The 18314-nt window shown below is 60.6% G+C and carries 17 protein-coding genes and 1 pseudogene; 10 read left to right on the forward strand and 8 right to left on the reverse strand.

Annotation, left to right across the window (positions count from 1 at the left end; all coding sequences use genetic code 11):
* Positions 1-194 precede the first annotated feature (194 nt).
* From ccoN to ccoP, 4 genes and pseudogenes are all read left to right on the forward strand, one after another.
* Positions 195-1799 carry a cytochrome-c oxidase, cbb3-type subunit I gene (gene ccoN, locus ACLGGT_RS09785; RefSeq protein ID WP_008281593.1) on the forward strand — a complete coding sequence of 535 codons (1605 nt, stop codon included), beginning with the start codon at positions 195-197 and terminating at the stop codon, positions 1797-1799.
* 14 nt (positions 1800-1813) lie between these two features.
* Positions 1814-2538 (forward strand): annotated as a pseudogene (gene ccoO / locus ACLGGT_RS09790) (cytochrome-c oxidase, cbb3-type subunit II).
* A gap of 12 nt (positions 2539-2550) precedes the next feature.
* On the forward strand, positions 2551-2745 hold the full coding sequence (locus tag ACLGGT_RS09795; protein WP_008281595.1) for a CcoQ/FixQ family Cbb3-type cytochrome c oxidase assembly chaperone: 195 nt from the start codon (positions 2551-2553) through the stop codon (positions 2743-2745).
* A 3-nt stretch (positions 2746-2748) separates the two neighbouring features.
* Positions 2749-3621, forward strand: coding sequence for a cytochrome-c oxidase, cbb3-type subunit III (gene ccoP / locus ACLGGT_RS09800; RefSeq protein WP_008281596.1), 873 nt, complete (start codon positions 2749-2751; stop codon positions 3619-3621).
* Positions 3622-3784: 163 nt separating this feature from the next.
* On the opposite strand, the gene ACLGGT_RS09805 is transcribed toward ccoP, so the two are convergent.
* Complete coding sequence (locus ACLGGT_RS09805) at positions 3785-3940, reverse strand: hypothetical protein (RefSeq protein WP_157132409.1); 156 nt, start codon at positions 3938-3940, stop codon at positions 3785-3787.
* A 101-nt stretch (positions 3941-4041) separates the two neighbouring features.
* Between ACLGGT_RS09805 and ACLGGT_RS09810 the strand changes: the two genes are divergently transcribed.
* The 5 genes from ACLGGT_RS09810 (at position 4042) to ccoS (ending at position 9266) form a co-directional block, all read left to right on the forward strand.
* Entirely contained in the window at positions 4042-4929 is an 888-nt protein-coding gene (locus ACLGGT_RS09810; RefSeq protein WP_037298142.1) for a LysR family transcriptional regulator, read from the forward strand.
* Between the two features lie 90 nt (positions 4930-5019).
* Positions 5020-6462, forward strand: coding sequence for a cytochrome c oxidase accessory protein CcoG (gene ccoG / locus ACLGGT_RS09815; protein WP_375554253.1), 1443 nt, complete (start codon positions 5020-5022; stop codon positions 6460-6462).
* Complete coding sequence (locus ACLGGT_RS09820; protein WP_008281601.1) at positions 6459-6917, forward strand: FixH family protein; 459 nt, start codon at positions 6459-6461, stop codon at positions 6915-6917. The genes ccoG and ACLGGT_RS09820 overlap by 4 nt, the downstream gene beginning before the upstream one ends.
* 3 nt (positions 6918-6920) lie before the next feature.
* Complete coding sequence (locus ACLGGT_RS09825) at positions 6921-9104, forward strand: heavy metal translocating P-type ATPase (RefSeq protein WP_437195899.1); 2184 nt, start codon at positions 6921-6923, stop codon at positions 9102-9104.
* 3 nt (positions 9105-9107) lie between these two features.
* Positions 9108-9266 (forward strand): cbb3-type cytochrome oxidase assembly protein CcoS, encoded by a 159-nt coding sequence (ccoS, locus tag ACLGGT_RS09830; protein WP_008281603.1) that lies wholly within the window; start codon positions 9108-9110, stop codon positions 9264-9266.
* 65 nt (positions 9267-9331) lie between these two features.
* Here the strand turns inward: ccoS and ACLGGT_RS09835 are convergent, their stop codons facing one another.
* The 7 genes from ACLGGT_RS09835 to ACLGGT_RS09865 all read right to left on the reverse strand — a co-directional run bounded on the left by ACLGGT_RS09835 (position 9332) and on the right by ACLGGT_RS09865 (position 17482).
* Positions 9332-10789 carry a D-alanyl-D-alanine carboxypeptidase family protein gene (locus tag ACLGGT_RS09835; protein WP_037298006.1) on the reverse strand — a complete coding sequence of 486 codons (1458 nt, stop codon included), beginning with the start codon at positions 10787-10789 and terminating at the stop codon, positions 9332-9334.
* A 225-nt stretch (positions 10790-11014) separates the two neighbouring features.
* Entirely contained in the window at positions 11015-12007 is a 993-nt protein-coding gene (locus tag ACLGGT_RS09840) for an ABC transporter substrate-binding protein (RefSeq protein ID WP_037298008.1), read from the reverse strand.
* A gap of 31 nt (positions 12008-12038) precedes the next feature.
* On the reverse strand, positions 12039-12884 hold the full coding sequence (locus ACLGGT_RS09845; protein ID WP_422002881.1) for an ABC transporter permease: 846 nt from the start codon (positions 12882-12884) through the stop codon (positions 12039-12041).
* A complete protein-coding gene (locus tag ACLGGT_RS09850; protein WP_437195900.1) occupies positions 12884-13759 on the reverse strand; it encodes an ABC transporter permease in 876 nt (291 codons plus the stop codon). The genes ACLGGT_RS09845 and ACLGGT_RS09850 overlap by 1 nt, the downstream gene beginning before the upstream one ends.
* 48 nt (positions 13760-13807) lie before the next feature.
* Positions 13808-14593 carry an ABC transporter ATP-binding protein gene (locus tag ACLGGT_RS09855; RefSeq protein WP_008281608.1) on the reverse strand — a complete coding sequence of 262 codons (786 nt, stop codon included), beginning with the start codon at positions 14591-14593 and terminating at the stop codon, positions 13808-13810.
* Between the two features lie 95 nt (positions 14594-14688).
* Positions 14689-16152 carry a dihydropyrimidinase gene (gene hydA / locus ACLGGT_RS09860; RefSeq protein WP_151977037.1) on the reverse strand — a complete coding sequence of 488 codons (1464 nt, stop codon included), beginning with the start codon at positions 16150-16152 and terminating at the stop codon, positions 14689-14691.
* A 79-nt stretch (positions 16153-16231) separates the two neighbouring features.
* On the reverse strand, positions 16232-17482 hold the full coding sequence (locus ACLGGT_RS09865; RefSeq protein ID WP_437195901.1) for a Zn-dependent hydrolase: 1251 nt from the start codon (positions 17480-17482) through the stop codon (positions 16232-16234).
* 146 nt (positions 17483-17628) lie between these two features.
* Here ACLGGT_RS09865 and ACLGGT_RS09870 point away from each other — a divergent pair, with 146 nt between their 5' ends.
* Positions 17629-18276 (forward strand): TetR family transcriptional regulator C-terminal domain-containing protein, encoded by a 648-nt coding sequence (locus ACLGGT_RS09870; protein WP_081506908.1) that lies wholly within the window; start codon positions 17629-17631, stop codon positions 18274-18276.
* Positions 18277-18314 lie beyond the last annotated feature (38 nt).

Genomic DNA, 18314 nt, shown 5'->3' on the forward strand with positions numbered 1-18314 from the left:
CCTTTGACTGTGTCACACGTTATGTCACCTTAGGAGTGTATTGCCGGGGCTGCCTTGACGCGGATCAATTGATCAAAGTCAGTGTTTTGACACAGATCAAGGATAGTTGAGTCTGACCCTAGCATTACGGTCACAGTCTAACGCGCCTGCGCGGGTCACGGCGACTCGGGCAGAAAGAGACGAAGGGACGCAACATGACGAATTATATCAAGCTGATCGTGCTTGGTCTGGTCACGCTTCTGGCGTTGATCGCGGCCAATTATGCGCGCGATCTGGCCTATCTGGTCAACGCGCTGACGGTGGCGTTGGTGGCTGGTGGGCTTTTTCTGTGGACCCTGCGCCACACAGACGAACCGAAATCCCAAGTGGATCTGTCGGGGGAATACATGGATGGCGTGGTGCGCGCCGGGGTGATTGCAACGGCCATCTGGGGCGTTGTCGGTTTCCTTGCGGGCACGTTCATTGCCTTTCAGCTTGCCTTTCCTGGGCTCAATTTCGATTGGGCGCAGGGTTATGCGAATTTTGGTCGGTTGCGTCCGCTGCACACCTCGGCGGTGATTTTCGCCTTTGGGGGCAATGCGCTGATCGCCACGTCGTTTTACGTTGTACAACGCACCTCTGCGGCGCGTCTCTGGGGCGGCAATCTCGCGTGGTTCGTATTCTGGGGCTACCAACTCGTGATTGTTCTGGCTGCGACCGGCTATTTGCTGGGTGCCACGCAATCCAAGGAATATGCAGAGCCTGAATGGTATGTCGATCTGTGGCTGACGGTGGTCTGGCTGGCCTATCTGGCTGTGTTCCTGGGCACGATCGTCAAGCGCAAAGAGCCGCATATCTATGTCGCCAACTGGTTTTACCTGTCGTTCATCATCACGGTGGCAATGCTGCATGTGGTCAACAACCTGAGCATTCCGGTCTCGATCTTTGGCTCCAAGTCGGTGCAGGTCTTTTCCGGCGTGCAGGACGCGATGACACAGTGGTGGTATGGCCATAACGCCGTGGGCTTTTTCCTGACGGCAGGTTTCTTGGGCATGATGTATTACTTTGTGCCCAAGCAGGCCGAACGCCCGGTTTACAGCTATAAGCTGTCGATCATCCACTTCTGGGCGCTGATCTTTATCTACATCTGGGCTGGTCCGCACCACCTGCATTACACGGCGCTGCCGGACTGGGCCTCGACGTTGGGTATGGTGTTCTCGATCGTGCTGTGGATGCCGTCCTGGGGTGGGATGATCAACGGTCTGATGACGCTCTCGGGGGCATGGGACAAGCTGCGCACCGATCCGGTGATCCGGATGATGGTGATTTCCATCGGGTTCTACGGCATGTCCACCTTTGAAGGGCCGATGATGTCGATCCGCGCGGTCAACTCGCTGTCGCATTACACGGACTGGACCATTGGGCACGTGCATTCTGGGGCGCTTGGCTGGAACGGTATGATCACCTTTGGGGCGCTCTACTTCCTTGTGCCGAAGTTGTGGAACCGCGAGCGGCTCTATTCGCTGAGCCTTGTGAGCTGGCATTTCTGGTTGGCCACCATCGGCATCATTCTCTACGCCGCTGCCATGTGGGTGACGGGGATCATGGAGGGCCTGATGTGGCGCGAAGTTGATGCCAACGGTTTCCTCGTGAACTCGTTCGCCGATACCGTGGCCGCAAAGTTCCCGATGTATGTGGTGCGCGGTCTGGGTGGGGTGTTGTTCCTCTCTGGTGCGTTGATCATGTGCTACAACCTCTGGATGACTGTAACACGTTCGCCGGCCGTCGCGCCTGTGAACAGTGCAGTCCCGGCTGAATAAGGAGGGCCGGAGAGATGGCAATTCTGGACAAACACGCAATCCTGGAAAAGAACGTCACGCTTTTGGCGATCTTTGCCTTCCTTGTCGTCACGGTTGGGGGATCGTGCAGATCGCCCCGCTGTTCTGGCTTGAAAACACCATCGAGGATGTAGAGGGCATGCGCCCCTACTCTCCGCTGGAGTTGACGGGCCGCGATATCTACATCCGCGAGGGCTGTTACGTCTGCCATAGTCAGATGATCCGCCCGATGCGCGATGAGGTCGAGCGCTATGGGCACTATTCGCTGGCGGCGGAGTCGAAATATGACCACCCGTTCCAGTGGGGGTCCAAGCGGACGGGTCCGGATCTGGCCCGTGTCGGCGGGCGCTATTCGGATGACTGGCATGTCGATCACCTGCGCGACCCGCAGTCGGTGGTGCCGGAATCGGTGATGCCCAAATACGGTTTTCTCGAGAACCGGATGATCGAGCCTGCGCATATCGAGGATCTGCTCAAGACACATCGTTTGGTGGGCGTGCCCTATAGTGACGAGATGATCGAGAACGCCAAGGCAGACTTTATGGTGCAGATTGATCCCGATGGCGATACCGAGGGTCTCTTGGCGCGCTATCCCAAGGCACAAGTGCGCAATTTCGACGGGCAGCCCGGGATTTCCGAGGCGGATGCGCTGATCGCCTATTTGCAAATGCTGGGGACGCTGGTTGATTTCTCGACCTTCACCCCGGACGCGAGCCGGTAAGGGAGCGAACCGATGGAAACCTATTCGCTGTTGCGTGAATTTGCCGATAGCTGGATGTTGCTGGCACTCTTTACGTTCTTTGTTGGCGTCGTGTTCTGGGTGTTCCGCCCCGGCGCCACCAAGAGCTATGAGAACCCGTCAACCATCCCGTTCCGGCACGAAGACAAACCGGCCCCGACCAACGGCGCCCGGCACGAGGAGGCATGAGACATGGCCAAACAACCCAATAAGAAGAACCAAGAGGTCGAAACCACCGGCCATCAATGGGACGGGATTGAAGAGTACAACAATCCCCTTCCGCGCTGGTGGCTGTGGACGTTCTACGCCTGTATCGTCTGGGCGCTGTGGTATGTGGTGGCCTATCCGGCATGGCCGCTGGTTCAGGGGGCTACGGCTGGCTACAAAGGCTGGTCGACGCGCGCCAATGTTGCGGTCGAATTGGCCGAGGCCGAAGCCGCCAATGCCGAGATCAACGCCAGACTGGCCTCGGTCGAGCTGACCGAGATTGCCGGTGATCCTGAATTGCAGGGCTATGCCACATCGGCGGGTAATGCCGTGTTCAAAACATGGTGCGCGCAATGCCATGGCTCGGGGGCGGCAGGTGTTCAGGCGGGTGGCTATCCCAACCTTCTGGATAACGACTGGCTCTGGGGCGGCACGATCGAGGACATTCATGCCACGATCGCCCATGGTATCCGCAACGAGGAAGATCCGGATGCGCGCTATTCGCAGATGCCTGCCTTTGGTGACATTCTCGAATCGGCGCAGATCGATCAGGTGGTCAACTATGTGATGTCGCTGTCCGGTGAGCCGCAGGATGCCACGTTGGTTTCCGATGGTCAGGCCGTGTTCATGGACAATTGCGCGGCATGCCATGGCGAGGCCGCAGAGGGCGATATCTATCAGGGCGCGCCGAACCTTGCCGATGCGATCTGGCTCTATGGTGGATCATTCGACACGATCAAGGAAACGGTCATCTATTCGCGCTTTGGCGTGATGCCGGCGATGGGCGGGGCCGACCTGAGCGAAGCCGAAATTCGCGCCGTGGCGATCTATGTCCACCAGCTTGGCGGCGGCGAGTAAGCGCCAGCCCTAAAAGAATACCCCGAGCCGCAAAGCTCGGGGTTAGGCACCGGTCCTTCCGTTCTGTTCGCGCGTTTCCTGGAAGGGCCGGTGCTGATTACCCATAGGTTCAGTGCGACTGTCAACTGGTTGGCCCCCTTGTGGGCCTTTTTTGTTTTGCGCCTCAGTAGCGGCGGCGGCCGATAAGATGCGCTTCGATCTCGGCCCCGGTCCGCGTGCCAAAGCGGTCTGCCGGGGGCCAGTGGAGAGGGGTCTGACGCGGCGGGGCTTGATCCATACGGGTGGCGTTCATGAAAGTATTGGCAAGAATTCCGAGCATTGTTTCGTCCTTTCGATCTGGCATTTCTGGGTTCATCATGCAGAAAACGGACGCAAATAACGAATCTGGAAAAATTTCGATTTGTAAGATATGGTTACATGATGGATTGGCTGTCTCTTCCTCCTTTGACCGCATTGCGGGCCTTTGCGGCCTTGGCCGAAACCGGCGGCACGGTGGCTGCGGGTGACCGGCTCAATGTTAGCCATGCGGCGGTAAGCCAACAGATCAAGCAGCTTGAGGCGCATATAGGCCTGGCGCTTGTGGACCGTAGCGGGCGGCAATTGCGCCTGACCGCAGAAGGCCAATATCTGGCGGATGCCCTGTCGCTTGGCTTTGGCGCGATTGCGCGCGCGGTCGAATCGCTTTCGCAGCGCAATTCCGAGCGTCCTTTGCAGATCTCGACCACACCGAGTTTTGCGGCGCATTGGCTGATGCCTTGCTTGGGTGATTTTCGCCATCGCCATCCTGACATTGACCTTATGATCGACCCGACCCCACGGTTGGTTGCGCTAGAGCCGGGCGGTATAGACATCGCAATCCGCTATGGGCCCGGTAAATGGCCGGGGCTGGAGGCAGAGCTGCTGTTCTCTTCGCCCATTGTCGCGGTGGCTGCCCCCCGCCTTATTGAGGGGCGGCGGATCGAAGAGCCATCAGATCTGGCCGATTTGCCTTGGCTTCAGGAATTCGGCACCAATGAGGCAAGCGACTGGCTGCGCCGTCGGGGCGTCACACGCGAGCGGGCAGCCGGGCTGATGCAGGTGCCGGGCAACCTGTTGCTGGACGGATTGCGCGACGGGCAGGGGGTTGCTGTGACGGTTCTGGACTGGGTGCGTCAGGATATCGCGGCGGGTCGCCTACGGCTCTTGTTTCAAGACCATGAAGACAGCGGTTATCATGTGGTGGCGCGTCCTGGCGTGCTGCGCCCTGCGGCGCGGACCTTTGTGGTCTGGCTGCGGCGCATGGCTCGACAACATAGCGTGGCGCAATAGATCGATTCAGGATTCAGAATTTGATGCAGGTCAAAGCTGTTGCGCCCGCATCCTGACAGAACACGATCAAGAGAATGATCATACCGGAGTATGTCCGTGGCCGATTCCCATCCAACCGAACCGCAATCCCTCTATGCTGCGCGCGAACCGGTGTTTCCCAAGAAGGTGTATGGCAAGTTCCGCAACCTGAAGTGGGTCATTATGATCGTCACCTTGGGCATCTATTATGTGACGCCATGGATTCGCTGGGATCGGGGGGCTGCGCTGCCGGATCAGGCGGTTTTGCTGGATCTCGCCAATCGGCGGTTTTTCTTTTTCTGGATCGAGATTTGGCCACACGAGTTCTATTTCGTGGCCGGTCTTTTGGTAATGGCGGGCTTGGGGCTCTTCTTGTTTACCTCGGCGCTGGGCCGGGTGTGGTGTGGCTATGCCTGTCCTCAAACGGTCTGGACTGACCTTTTCATTCTGGTCGAGCGTTGGATCGAGGGGGATCGCAATGCGCGGCTGCGCCTGCATCGGCAGAAGAAATGGGATGTTCGCAAGGCACGTCTGCGGCTGACCAAGTGGATCACGTGGCTATTGATTGCGGTGGCCACTGGGGGCGCTTGGGTGTTTTACTTCACCGATGCGCCGACGTTGTTGGTCGATCTCTTTACCCTCGACGCCCATCCTATCGCCTATACCACGATTGCGGTGCTGACCGGCACGACGTTCTTTTTTGGCGGGTTCGCGCGCGAGCAGATTTGCATCTATGCCTGCCCCTGGCCACGTATTCAGGCAGCGATGATGGACGAGGACACGCTGACCGTCGGCTATCGCGAATGGCGGGGCGAGCCGCGCAAGAATTCAGAGGCGGTCAAAGAGGGCGCGCCGCAAGGTGATTGCATCGACTGTATGGCTTGCGTCAATGTTTGCCCGGTGGGGATCGACATTCGCGATGGTCAACAATTGGAGTGCATCACCTGTGCGCTTTGTATCGACGCCTGCGATGACATCATGGCCAAGATCGGCAAGCCGCGTGGTCTGATCGACTATATGGCCTTTACCGATGAAGAGGCAGAGCGGGCGGGCGGCAAGCCCAAACCGATCTTCAAACATATCCTGCGTCCGCGCACGATCCTTTATACCGCGCTCTGGTCGCTGGTGGGGATCGGGCTTGTCTTTGCGCTGTTCATCCGGTCGGATATCGACCTGACTGTCGCACCGGTGCGTAATCCGACCTATGTCACCCTGTCCGATGGCTCGATCCGCAATACCTATGAGGTGCGAATCCGCAACATGCAGCACGAGACGCGCGAATTCGAGGTTACGGTCAAGGGCAGCCCGGCCATTGCTGTCGAACTGGAGGGGGCGGAAGCGGGCCGGATCAGCGTTGCCGCCGATGAAATGTACCTGCAGCGGGTTTATCTGGTGGCACCGCCGGGCTCTGAGCCCGCCACGGCCGAGCGCAGCGATGTGCGGATCTGGATCGAGGATCTGACCAATGGCGAGCGCGCCTATAAGGACACCGTCTTTAACGGAAAGGGAGAATGATGGCCGAGCGTCAAATCACCGGCAGGCATGTGTTGATCGGCTTTGTCGGGGCGTTTTCCGTGATCATCGGCGTCAATCTGGTGCTGGCGTATTCAGCGGTGCGAACCTTTCCGGGGCTTGAGGTCAAGAATTCCTATGTGGCCAGTCAGGAATTCAACGAACGCAAAGCCGCGCAAGAGGGGCTGGGCTGGACCGTGGTGGCGGATCACGCGGGCGGGCTCTTGATGCTGCATATCACCGATGTGGCTGGCAATCCCGTCGAGGTGGCGCAGCTTGAGGCGACCGTGGGGCGGGCCACCCATGTGCAGGACGACCAGACGCCCGACTTCAGCTATGATGGGCAGGCCTATGTTGCCCCGATGGATCTGGGCGATGGCAACTGGAACATCCGCATGAAGGCTTGGGATCGTGACGGCACTCTTTTTCAACAGCGTGTCGTTCTGCATAAGGAATAGACCATGACCGCCACGATGCGCCCCTCGCCTTCGGCTTGTCCGGCCTGCGCTGCCGCCCCGGCGGCCGAGGCTTTGGCGGCAAGCGCCTTGCCACGGGCGCAAATTGCGTTGTCTTTGCCCACAATTCACTGTTCGGCCTGCATTTCCAAGATCGAGCGGGCGCTCGCTGCGGATAGCCGGGTGAATTCGGCGCGTGTCAACCTGACCCTAAAAAGGGCCAGCATTGACGCGGCTCCAGGCGTGACCGCCGAAGAGATGCGTACGCTGGTTGAGGGGCTGGGATACGAGGCCTATGAACTGGATCAAGGCACGCTGAACGCCACGGCGAATGACCGCGCCGGGCGCGACCTCTTGATGCGGTTGGCTGTTGCCGGATTCGCCAGCATGAATGTCATGCTGTTGTCGGTCTCGGTGTGGTCCGGGGCCGAGGACGCAACGCGCGATATGTTCCATTGGATTTCCGCCGCGATCACCCTGCCGGCGATTGCCTTTTCCGGTGTGCCGTTCTTTCGCAATGCCTGGGCCGCGCTGCGCAACGGGCGGCTCAATATGGATGTGCCGATTGTGCTGGCGATTGTGCTGGCGATCATCACCTCGCTTTGGGAAACCATGCTGTCGGGCCATCACGCCTATTTCGATGCGGCGATGGCGCTCACGTTCTTTCTTCTTGCGGGGCGGTATCTGGATCACCGGACGCGGGCGATAGCGCGCTCTGCGGCAGAGGAACTGACCGCGCTCGAAGTGCCGCGCGCGACGCGGCTGCTCGATGGCGTAGAAGACGTTGTCAACGTCGCACAGCTGGCCGTTGGTGATCTGATCCTCGTACGGCCCGGTGGGCGGATGCCGGTGGATGGCGAGATTGTCAGCGGCACGTCCGAGATCGACCGCTCGCTTTTGACGGGCGAGACCCTGCCGGTTTTTGCGGGATTGGGGCAGGTGGTGAGTGCAGGTGAAGTGAACCTGACCGGGCCACTCACGATTCGCGCCACGGCGGTGGGGCGTGAAACCTCGCTGCACCGCATGGCCGATCTGGTGGCCATCGCGGAGTCGGGGCGCTCGCGCTATACCTCGCTCGCCGATAGCGCCGCCAAGCTCTATGCGCCGGGGGTGCATATCCTTGCGGGGCTCAGCTTTCTGGGCTGGTATCTCTACACATGGGATGTGCGCACCGCGCTCAATATCGCCGCTGCGGTTTTGATCATCACCTGCCCTTGCGCGCTGGGGTTGGCGGTGCCTGCGGTCACGACGGCGGCCTCTGGGCGGCTGTTCCGGCGGGGGATGTTGATCAAGCATGAAACGGCGCTGGAGCGCTTGGCACAGGTGGACACGGTCGTGTTTGACAAGACCGGCACGTTGACCACCGGCGCGCCGCAAGTCACCAATCTGGATGACCTGCCGCGTGAGGCGCTGGAATTGGCGTTGGGTTTGGCGCAGGGGTCTTCGCATCCGCTGGCGCAGTCGATTACCCGCGCTGCGCGCGCGGCGGGGATTGTGGCTGCTGACCTTACAGACCTCACAGAAGTGCCCGGATATGGAACCAAGGCCAGCTATATGGGCCAAGAGATCCGCTTGGGGCGCGCCAGCTGGACCGGGGCGCAGGGCCGCGCCGAGACGGCGACCTTTCTCAAGGTTGCTGATCAGGCACCGCTCGCCTTTACCTTTGCTGATGCGCTGCGGCCCGGTGCCGCCGAGGCAGTGCAGGGGTTGATGGATCAGGGCAAGCGGGTGATCCTGATTTCCGGCGATACCACTCCTGCGGTCGAGGCGCTTGCCACGCGCCTTGGCATTCCGCAGTGGATGGCCGAGGCGCTGCCCGCCGACAAGGCGGCGCGCGTGGCGGCATTGACCGCCGAGGGGGCGCATGTGCTGATGGTGGGCGACGGGCTCAACGATACGGCCGCCTTGGCCGGGGCGCATGTGTCAATATCGCCGGCTACGGCGCTTGATGCCGCGCGGGTGGCGTCGGATATCGTGCTTTTGGGCAATGACCTTGCGCCAATTGCAGCAGCTTGCGTGACGGCGAAATCCGCAACGCGCCGCATTCGCGAAAACTTTCAGATCGCTACGGTCTATAACGTCATTGCCGTGCCATTGGCCGTGGTGGGGCTGTGTTCACCGCTGATTGCGGCCTTGGCCATGTCGCTGAGTTCGATCACCGTATCCCTCAACGCGCTGAGACTGAGATAAGCGATGAATATCCTCACCTATCTGATCCCGATTTCCCTGATCCTTGGGGGCGTCGGGCTTGTGGCGTTTGTGTATACGGTGCGCTCAAACCAATATGACGATCCTGAGGGCGACTCGCGGCGCATTCTGTCCGACGATTGGGATGATCGCCCCAAACCCTGACACCGATTTCATCTGGCCGGAAATACCTCGGGGGTTTGGGGGCTGGCCCCCAATCCGCCGTGTGCTCAGCTTGGGCCGATCATGAAGCAGGTGACTTTCTTGGCCTGAAGGCGGCGACAGGCAAGATCGGCGCTTTCGCGGGTCATGCCCATGAAATTGGCGTCGAATCCGGCGGGGCGTTGCACCACTTTGCGCAGGCTGCCATCCAGTGTCGCCATCTCGTTCAACGCCGTTTGCAAAAGCATCTGGCGCGCCTTGTATTCGCTGGAATAGCGGCCCACGTTGATCCCCCAATGCCGCCCGCCAGAGGTAGAGACGCGGGTCACGACCTCGGGTTCTGGTTCCGGTGCGGGGGCGCTGGCCAGCACAATCTCGGTCGGGCGCTGTTCCGGGCGGATTTCGGGGGTGACGGCGGCGCTGCCTTGGGGAAGGGGGGCGGGTTCGGTTGTGGCTGTTGCAACCTGTTGGGCGGCCAGTAGCGCGCGTTCGATGTCATCCCGCGCGGCGATGGCTGGTATCGGGGCGGCGGGCAAGGGGCGCGATTGCGGGCGCAGGCTCTTGACCACAGCGGCAGCGGTGGTGAGGCGCACGGTCTTGGCGGCGACGCTTGGGCGGTCCTCGCCTGCGGCGATCATCACCGGGGCGGTGCCAAGTTTGCCCAGATAAGGCGGGCGCGCCGGGCGATGCACGGCGACCTGCGTCGGTGCCTTGTTAAAGCCCAAGTCCAAAAGCTCGGCCACTTTGGCATTGCGTGATGCGGTGGACTGTCCGCCAAACACAGTCGCGATGATCCGTTCGCCATTGCGCTCGGCGCTGGCGGTCAGGTTGAACCCTGCGGCGCGTGTATAGCCCGTCTTGATCCCGTCAGCCCCGCGGTAAGCCTCGAGCAGGCGGCGATTGGTGTGGCTGACCGACGTCACGCCAGCATCGGTGGTGATGCGCGAGAAGAGGTTGTAATATTGCGGAAAATCATAAAACAGGTGCCGCCCCAGAATAGTCATATCGCGGGCGGTGGACAGATGACCATTCTCGGTCAGCCCATGGGCATTCTTGAAAGTGGTGCGCGTCATGCCAAGCGCCTCGGCGGTGCGATTCATACGGCGGGCGAATTGCGCCTCGGACCCTTCGATCGCCTCACCAAGGGCGGTGGCGGCGTCATTGGCGGATTTCACCGCTGCGGCGCGGATGAGATAGCGCAGCGCAATCGAGCTGCCCGCGCGCACGCCAAGTTTGCTGGGCGGTTCAGACGCGGCGTGTTTGGAAATCACGACTTTGTCGTCAAGGCCGATTTCGCCATTCTCGATCGCCTCGAACACCACGTAGAGCGTCATCATCTTGGTTAATGAGGCCGGGTGAAGCCGCGTGTCTGCGTTGTTGGAATAAAGCACCTCGCCATTGCGGGCGTCCATCACCAATGCAGCATAGGGTGCGGCGACCGCGCTCAGCGGCACAATCACCAGCATCCAGAAAGTTGCGAACGCCACCAAGCCCCAACGGACCGGCTGTCTGCCCCGTGTTTTCATAGAACCGCTCTTTTACTGCCTCGCGCCGCCGGTTTTCCGGCTGGCATTGATTTATAGCTTTAGCGTATCACAACCATGTTTTCGTTTAAAGTGTTCATTTGAATAGATTTTTGAGATGCGCTGACAAGATGTGGTGGGGGGAGTAGTTCAAACCCCTAGATCAATGACGGGTCAAAAAAATGGCCCGGACAAGCGCCGGGCCATTGTGTGTCTTTGGATCAGGGATCAGTTCAGCGCCGCATCGCTGATCACATGGGTCCACGCGCCATCACCGGGATGCGCGCTGATCACCGGGTCAGAGCCGCCCGAGAGCAGCGATTGCACCGTGCGCTCGTAATCCTCGGGGTCGAGCGCGCCGTTGGAGCCTGCGGTCAGCTTTGCCACCTCGGTCATCATGCGGATCTGGTGCTCTTCGGTCTGCGCGCCGGTTGCGTCATTGTCGAGCACGATCATCGCGGCCTCTTCGGGGTTTTCCTCGGCCCATTTCCAGCCCTTCATCGAGGCGCGCACAAAGCGCGTCAGTTTGTCCACCTCTGCTGGATCGCTCAGCTTTTCTTCTAGAACGTAAAGCCCGTCTTCCAGCGTGGCGACGCCTTGATCCTCGTATTTGAAGGTGATGAGCTGATCCTCGGTGATGCCTGCGTCGATCACCTGCCAGTATTCGTTATAGGTCATGGTCGAAATGCAATCGGCCTGTTTCTGCAACAGGGGATCGACGTTGAAGCCCTGTTTGAGCACGGTCACGCCGTCGGCCCCGCCTTCGGTTGGAATGCCCAGCTGGCTCATCCAGGACAGGAACGGAAACTCATTGCCAAAGAACCAGACCCCGAGCGTACGCCCCGGAAAATCCGCAGGCCCCGTGACACCGGTTTCCTTGAGGCAGGTCAGCATCATGCCCGAGGATTTGAAGGGCTGTGCGATATTCACCAGCGGCAGCCCCTTTTCCCGGGCCGAAAGGGCGGCGGGCATCCATTCCACGGTGACATCCGCGCCACCCCCTGCAATCACTTGGGTGGGGGCGATATCCGGCCCGCCCGGCTTGATCGTGACGTCGAGGTCTTCTTCCTCGTAAAAGCCCTTGTCGAGGGCCACGTAATAGCCCGCGAATTGCGCTTGCGTCACCCATTTGAGTTGCAGCGTCAGATCATCTGCCGCCTGCGCCATGCCTGCGACGCTTGCCAGTGCGGCGAGGCTGAATAGTCCTGTCAGTTTCTTCATGGTTCTCTCCCGTGTTGGTGGTTTCTTGATCTTATGCCCGGCTCCGTTGGGACGGATGCCAGAATGTCACTGCCTTTTCCACAAGCGCCACAGCGCCGTAAAATCCAGAGCCCGCGATGGCCGCGACCACGATTTCGGCCCAGACCAGATCGAGCGCCAGTTGCCCGACCGAGGTCGAGATGCGGAATCCCATGCCCTTGATGGGCGAGCCAAAGAACTCTGCCACAATCGCCCCGATCAGCGCCAGAGTTGTCGCGATCTTGAGCCCGTTGAAGATAAAGGGCATCGCAGCGGGCAGGCGCAGCTTGAACAGGGTTTGCCAATAGCCAGCGGCATAGGTGCGCATCAGGTCGCGCTGCATGGCGTCGGTATCCGTCAGGCCCTGCACGGTGTTCACCAGCATGGGAAAGAACACCATGACCACGACGACCGCCGCCTTGGACTGCCAGTCAAAGCCGAACCACATCACCAGAATGGGGGCCATGCCAATGATCGGCAGAGCGGCCACGAAATTGCCCACGGGTAGCAGACCGCGTTGCAGGAAGGGAAAACGGTCGATGGCGATGGCGGTCAGGAAGGCCGCACCGCAGCCCATGATATAGCCGGTCAGCGCGCCCTTGAGCGCGGTCTGCACGAAATCGGCCCAAAGGATATGGGTGGATTTGGCGAATGTCGCGGCAATGGCGGTGGGCGCGGGCAAAAGGACCGGTGAGATGGAAAGGCCCCGCACCAGACATTCCCAGATCACCACGATGGTAAGGCCAAAGATCACAGGCACCAATAGCCGCGTGGCCCGTGTTTTAGGCCCGTGCGACAGGCGGGAATTGACCGCCCAGCCAAGCGCCCATGTCAGCACTCCAAGCGCGAGCCACCCCATCACGCCATCCCCATGCGTTTCAGCGTGATCCGCTGGATCAGGCCAATCAGCCCCACCAGAACCGCCGCCAGTGTCGCCGCCATGATCAGCGCTGACCAAATCTGGATGGTCTGGCCATAATAGCTGCCAGCCAGCAGGCGCGCGCCAAGGCCTGCGACAGCACCTGTGGGCAATTCGCCAACGATGGCCCCCACAAGGCTTGCCGCCATACCGACCTTGAGCGAGGTAAAGAGATAGGGCATCGACGAGGGCAGGCGCAGCCGCCAGAAGGTTTGGCTGGCGCTCGCGTTCCAGGTGCGCATCTGGTCAAGCTGCATGGGTGTGGGGCTGCGCAGCCCCTTTACCATGCCGACGACGACCGGAAAGAACGACAGATACATCGAGATCATCGCCTTGGGCAGCAGCCCGGAAATGCCCACGGCATTCAGCACTACGATGATCATCGGGGCAATCGCCAGAATGGGAATGGTCTGGCTCGCGATGACCCAAGGCATCACGCTCATGTCCATGGTGCGGTTATAGACGATGCCGATGGCCAGCGCGACGCCAAGGGCGGTGCCAAGAACGAACCCGAGCGCTGTGGCGCTGAAGGTGATCCAACTGTGATAAAAGAGCGAGCGTTTGGAAAATCCGCGCCCCTCCAGCACCATGGCGCCGGTGGTGTTCCAGATTTCGACCGCGACCTGATGCGGGGCGGGCAGCTTGGGCTTGTCCTGAGACCATGTGTCGGCGATGAGGTCGGGCAGCGCGAGCGTTACCTCCGCCCGCGCCGCCTGATCCCGCGCCCATTGCGCGTTGAGCGCCACAGCGGCGGCATACCAGAGCGCCAGAAGCGTGGCGACGATGGTAAGAACAGGCAGGAGATTGCGCATCATAGCCCCGCTGCTGTCAGAGGGGAGGGGGCGCCCTGCGAAAAGCGGGCGTCAGAGGTCATCGCTATGCCCTGCACGCAGCCCCTCGCGGACGCGATGGGCGATGTCGAGGAATTCCGGCGTTTCGCGGATGTCGAGCGGGCGAACGCGCGGCAGCGTGCTCTCGATCACATCGGTGATACGACCGGGGCGGGGCGACATCACCACGATCTTGGTGCTCAGATACACCGCCTCGGGGATGGAATGGGTGACGAAACAGATCGTCTTGTTGGTGCGATCCCAGAGATGCAAGAGTTGTTCGTTGAGATGATCGCGCACGATTTCATCAAGCGCGCCAAAGGGTTCATCCATCAAAAGCAGATCGGCATCAAAGGCAAGCGCGCGGGCGATGCTGGCGCGCTGCTGCATGCCCCCTGAAAGCTGCCAAGGGTATTTCCGCTCGAACCCTGCGAGATCGACCAGTTCCAGCACGCGCTTGACGCGGGCCTCCTGATCGTCGCGCGCATAGCCCATAATCTCGAGCGGCAGGCGGATATTGCCGCCGATGGTGCGCCACGGATAAAGCCCCGCCGCCTGAAACACATAGCCATAGGCGCGCGATTTGCGTGCCTCTTCGGCGCTGGCCCCATTCACGGTCAGGCTGCCGCCGGTGGGATGCTCCAGATCGGCCATGCAGCGTAGAAAGGTGGTCTTGCCACAGCCAGACGGGCCGATGAAGCTGACGAAATCGCCCTTCTCGACCTCAAGGCTCACGTCCTTGAGCGCGTGGACCGGGCCATCGCCGGTCTGAAATGTCAGCGACAGATCGCGCGCGCTGATGACTGTATTGCTGCTCAAACCCTATCCCCTGCTGGCCCGGGCGCTACTGCGCCCGGCTGGCTGATGCTTGTCAAGAGGCGCGCCCCGCCATGAGGGCCGCGCGCGCCATATTCTCAGATCCCCGCCGGGATATTAAGCGGGTCGCGCTGGATCATCTTGGGGGCGGTCAGCGCCTTCCATTTTGACAGCGCCTGATGGGCCGAAGGAAAGGCCGGGCGAGGCACAAAGCGGCCGCGCCCCGGTTGTGGCTGCGAGTTTTGTCCCCAGGCCCAGATCACCTCGCCACGGCTGATTGTATAGCGCGGCTGCGCCTTGACCTCGAACCCCTCAAAGACATTGTAATCAAGGATGGAATGGTGGTTGGAGGCGCTGATCGTCTTGGTGATCTTGGGGTCCCAGACCACGAGATCGGCATCGGCCCCTTCGACAATCGCGCCCTTCTTGGGGTAGATGTTCAGGATCTTGGCCACGTTGGACGAGGTGACGGCGACGAATTCGTTGAGCGTCAGTCGCCCGGTTTCCACACCATGCGTCCAGAGCACGGCAAGCCGTTCCTCGAGCCCGTTGGAGCCATTGGGGATGATGCGGAAATCGTTGCGCCCGGCGCGTTTCTGCGCGGTGGAAAAAGCGGCGTGATCGGTGGCGACCACTTGCAGAGACCCCGCCTGCAACCCGGCCCAGAGGCTATCCTGATGATCCTTGGAGCGGAACGGGGGCGACATGACGCGGCGCGCGGCATGATCCCAATCCTTGTTGAAATACTCGGATTCGTCCAGTGTCAGGAATTGAACCAGCGGCTCGCCGTAAACGCGCATGCCCTTTTGCCGCGCACGCCGGATCGCCTCATGCGCCTGTTCGCAAGACACATGCACGATATAAAGCGGCACGCCTGCCGCGTCGGCGATGCAGATGGCACGATTGGCGGCCTCGCCTTCGAATTCGGGGGGGCGGGAATAGGCGTGGCCCTCTGGCCCGGTGATCCCCTGATCAAAGTATTTCTGCTGCATCTCGGCCACCAGATCACCGTTTTCGGCATGAACCATCGGCAGCGCGCCCAGTTCGGCACAGCGTTTGAACGAGGCGAACATCTCATCATCCTCGATCATCAAGGCCCCTTTGTAGGCCATGAAATGCTTGAAGGAATTGACGCCCATATCGACGGCGTCCTTCATTTCGGTAAACACGTTTTCATTCCAGCCGGTGATGGCCATGTGATAGCCGATGTCAGAGCAGATCTGCGGCGCGCTCTTGCGGTGCCAGTCGTTAATGGCGTTCTTGATGCTGCCATCTGCGCCTGGCAGGCAGAAATCAACGATCATTGTCGTGCCGCCACAGGCCGCCGCCCATGTGCCGGTTTCAAAGGTTTCTGCGGCGGTGGTGCCCATGAAGGGCATTTCAAGGTGAGTATGCGGGTCAATGCCGCCGGGGATGACATAGGCATCTGTGGCGTCGATCGTGCTGTCGCCCTTCAGGTCTGTGCCGATCTGTTTGATGGTTTCGCCTTCAATCAGCACATCGGCCTTCCATGTGCGGTCGGCGGTGACGACGGTGCCGTTCTTGATGACTTTGGTGGTCATTGGGGGTCTCCCTGTCTTTGTGCCGCGTGGGCGTTCATCTGGCTCTAAATACCTCGGGGGTTTGGGGGCTGGCCCCCAATCACTCCACCACCTCCGCCGTTTCCAGCACGGCATGCAGGAGCACATCTGTGCCGGCGCGCGCCCAGTCCGGTGTGATTTCCTCGGCCTCGTTATGGCTCAGCCCGTCCTTGCAGGGGCACATGACCATGGTGGTAGGATACACTTTGTTGATCCAGCAGGCATCGTGACCCGCGCCCGAGACGATGTCCATATGGCTATAGCCCAGCCGGTCGGCGGCGTCGCGCACGCGGGCGGTGAGGGTTTCGTCAAAGGCGGGTGGGTCGAAGGCCCCGACGACTTCGGCGCTGAATTTCACGCCCACGTCTGCGCAGAGGCCGGGGGCGGTGGCCATCAGTTCCTCTGCCATGGCCTCGAGTGTTTCCAGCACGTGAGAGCGGAAATCGACGGTGAACACCACCTTTTCTGGGATCACGTTGCGGCTGTTGGGGTAGACGTCGATATGGCCAATCGCGCCCACGGCATTAGGTTGATATTGCAGGGCAATTTCATGCACCAGTTCGGTGACCCGCGCCAACCCGCGCCCGGCGTTGCGGCGCATATACATGGGCGTCGATCCGGTGTGCTGGCCTTTGCCCGTGACCGTGCATTCGATCCAGCGCAGGCCCTGCCCGTGGGTGACGACGCCGATCTGTTTGCCTTCGGCCTCTAGGATCGGGCCTTGTTCGATGTGCAGCTCGAAAAACGCGTGCATCTGGCGCGCGCCAACCTTTTCCGGGCCTTTCCAGCCGATACGCTCCAATTCATCGCCAAAGCGTTTGCCCTTTGCATCCACCCGGTCATAGGCCCAATCGCGATCCATAACGCCTGCAAAGACGCCCGAGGCCAGCATGGCGGGGGCAAAGCGGGTGCCTTCTTCGTTGGTCCAGTTGGTAAGGACGATCGGGTGCTTGGTTTTGATATCCAGATCATTCAGGGTGCGGATGAGTTCGAGCCCGGCCAGCACGCCCAAGACGCCATCATATTTGCCGCCTGTGGGCTGCGTGTCGAGATGGGAGCCGACATAGACCGGCAAAGCCTGCGGGTCGGTCCCCTCTCGGCGGGCGAACATATTGCCCATTTCATCCACGCCCATGGTCAGGCCCGCCGCAGTGCACCAGGTTTGAAAGAGAGCGCGCCCCTCGGCATCTTCATCCGTCAGGGTCTGGCGGTTGTTGCCGCCAGCGATGCCGGGGCCGATCTTGGCCATCTCCATCAGGCTATCCCAGAGCCGGGTGCTGTTGATCTTGAGGTTTTCGCCGGGTGCTGCCATGGGATTGCTCGCTTTTTTACCATTTGGTAAACTTACGATTGCGTGGGGCATGGGCAGTGTCAAGATTCGTCTTGGGGCCAGCCCCTGATCTGGCTAAGCTGGGCAACGGGGCGCTGAAAAATGTGCCTTGCAAGGAAAGGAAGAGGATGCCGCAATCCCCCGCTGCGCAGGCCGGTCGTAAATCCAGCCGGATCCAAGTGCGCAACCGCAAGCGGATTCTGGAGGCGGCGCTTGAGGTGTTTTCCACCCATGGCTATCGCGGCGCGACGCTGGATCAGATCGCGGCAGAGGCGGGGCTGAGCAAGCCAAACATCCTCTATTATTTCGAGGGCAAGGAAGAGATTCACGTCACCTTGCTCAATCAGTTGCTGGATGCCTGGTTGGCCCCGTTGCGCGCGATTGATCCGCAGGGGGAACCGCTGGACGAGTTGATGGGCTATGTGCACCGCAAGCTGGAGATGTCGCGCGATCTGCCGCGCGAAAGCCGGCTGTTTGCGAATGAGATCCTGCAAGGTGCGCCGCGCATGGTGCCACATCTCGACAGTGTGCTGAAGCCGCTGGTCGATCAGACCGCAGCGGTGATCGAGGGCTGGTGCGTGCAGGGCAAATTGGCGCCGGTCGATCCGCGCCATCTGCTGTTTTCGATCTGGGCCACAACGCAGCATTATGCCGATTTCGAGGCGCAGGTGGGGGTGCTGATGGGCGAAGTGGATGTTCATACCGGGGCGGCGGCGCATCTGGAGGCACTGTTTCGGCGGCTTCTGACACCGGGTTTAATCGTGGAGAATAGCTAGAAACCGGCCGCCCGGACTTTGTGTCTGGTCAAAAACGC

It is taken from the genome of Roseovarius sp. MS2 (assembly GCF_051447875.1).
Taxonomy (GTDB): domain Bacteria; phylum Pseudomonadota; class Alphaproteobacteria; order Rhodobacterales; family Rhodobacteraceae; genus Roseovarius; species Roseovarius mucosus_A.

Excerpts from the sequence above, each read along its gene's own strand:
- ccoN (WP_008281593.1), top strand. The coding sequence starts at position 195 with ATGACGAATTATATCAAGCTGATCGTGCTTGGTCTGGTCACGCTTCTG.
- ACLGGT_RS09795 (WP_008281595.1), top strand. The coding sequence starts at position 2,551 with ATGGAAACCTATTCGCTGTTGCGTGAATTTGCCGATAGCTGGATGTTG.
- ccoP (WP_008281596.1), top strand. The coding sequence starts at position 2,749 with ATGGCCAAACAACCCAATAAGAAGAACCAAGAGGTCGAAACCACCGGC.
- ACLGGT_RS09805 (WP_157132409.1), bottom strand. The coding sequence starts at position 3,940 with ATGCTCGGAATTCTTGCCAATACTTTCATGAACGCCACCCGTATGGAT.
- ACLGGT_RS09810 (WP_037298142.1), top strand. The coding sequence starts at position 4,042 with ATGGATTGGCTGTCTCTTCCTCCTTTGACCGCATTGCGGGCCTTTGCG.
- ccoG (WP_375554253.1), top strand. The coding sequence starts at position 5,020 with ATGTCCGTGGCCGATTCCCATCCAACCGAACCGCAATCCCTCTATGCT.
- ACLGGT_RS09820 (WP_008281601.1), top strand. The coding sequence starts at position 6,459 with ATGATGGCCGAGCGTCAAATCACCGGCAGGCATGTGTTGATCGGCTTT.
- ACLGGT_RS09825 (WP_437195899.1), top strand. The coding sequence starts at position 6,921 with ATGACCGCCACGATGCGCCCCTCGCCTTCGGCTTGTCCGGCCTGCGCT.
- ccoS (WP_008281603.1), top strand. The coding sequence starts at position 9,108 with ATGAATATCCTCACCTATCTGATCCCGATTTCCCTGATCCTTGGGGGC.
- ACLGGT_RS09835 (WP_037298006.1), bottom strand. The coding sequence starts at position 10,789 with ATGAAAACACGGGGCAGACAGCCGGTCCGTTGGGGCTTGGTGGCGTTC.
- ACLGGT_RS09840 (WP_037298008.1), bottom strand. The coding sequence starts at position 12,007 with ATGAAGAAACTGACAGGACTATTCAGCCTCGCCGCACTGGCAAGCGTC.
- ACLGGT_RS09845 (WP_422002881.1), bottom strand. The coding sequence starts at position 12,884 with ATGGGGTGGCTCGCGCTTGGAGTGCTGACATGGGCGCTTGGCTGGGCG.
- ACLGGT_RS09850 (WP_437195900.1), bottom strand. The coding sequence starts at position 13,759 with ATGATGCGCAATCTCCTGCCTGTTCTTACCATCGTCGCCACGCTTCTG.
- hydA (WP_151977037.1), bottom strand. The coding sequence starts at position 16,152 with ATGACCACCAAAGTCATCAAGAACGGCACCGTCGTCACCGCCGACCGC.
- ACLGGT_RS09865 (WP_437195901.1), bottom strand. The coding sequence starts at position 17,482 with ATGGCAGCACCCGGCGAAAACCTCAAGATCAACAGCACCCGGCTCTGG.
- ACLGGT_RS09870 (WP_081506908.1), top strand. The coding sequence starts at position 17,629 with ATGCCGCAATCCCCCGCTGCGCAGGCCGGTCGTAAATCCAGCCGGATC.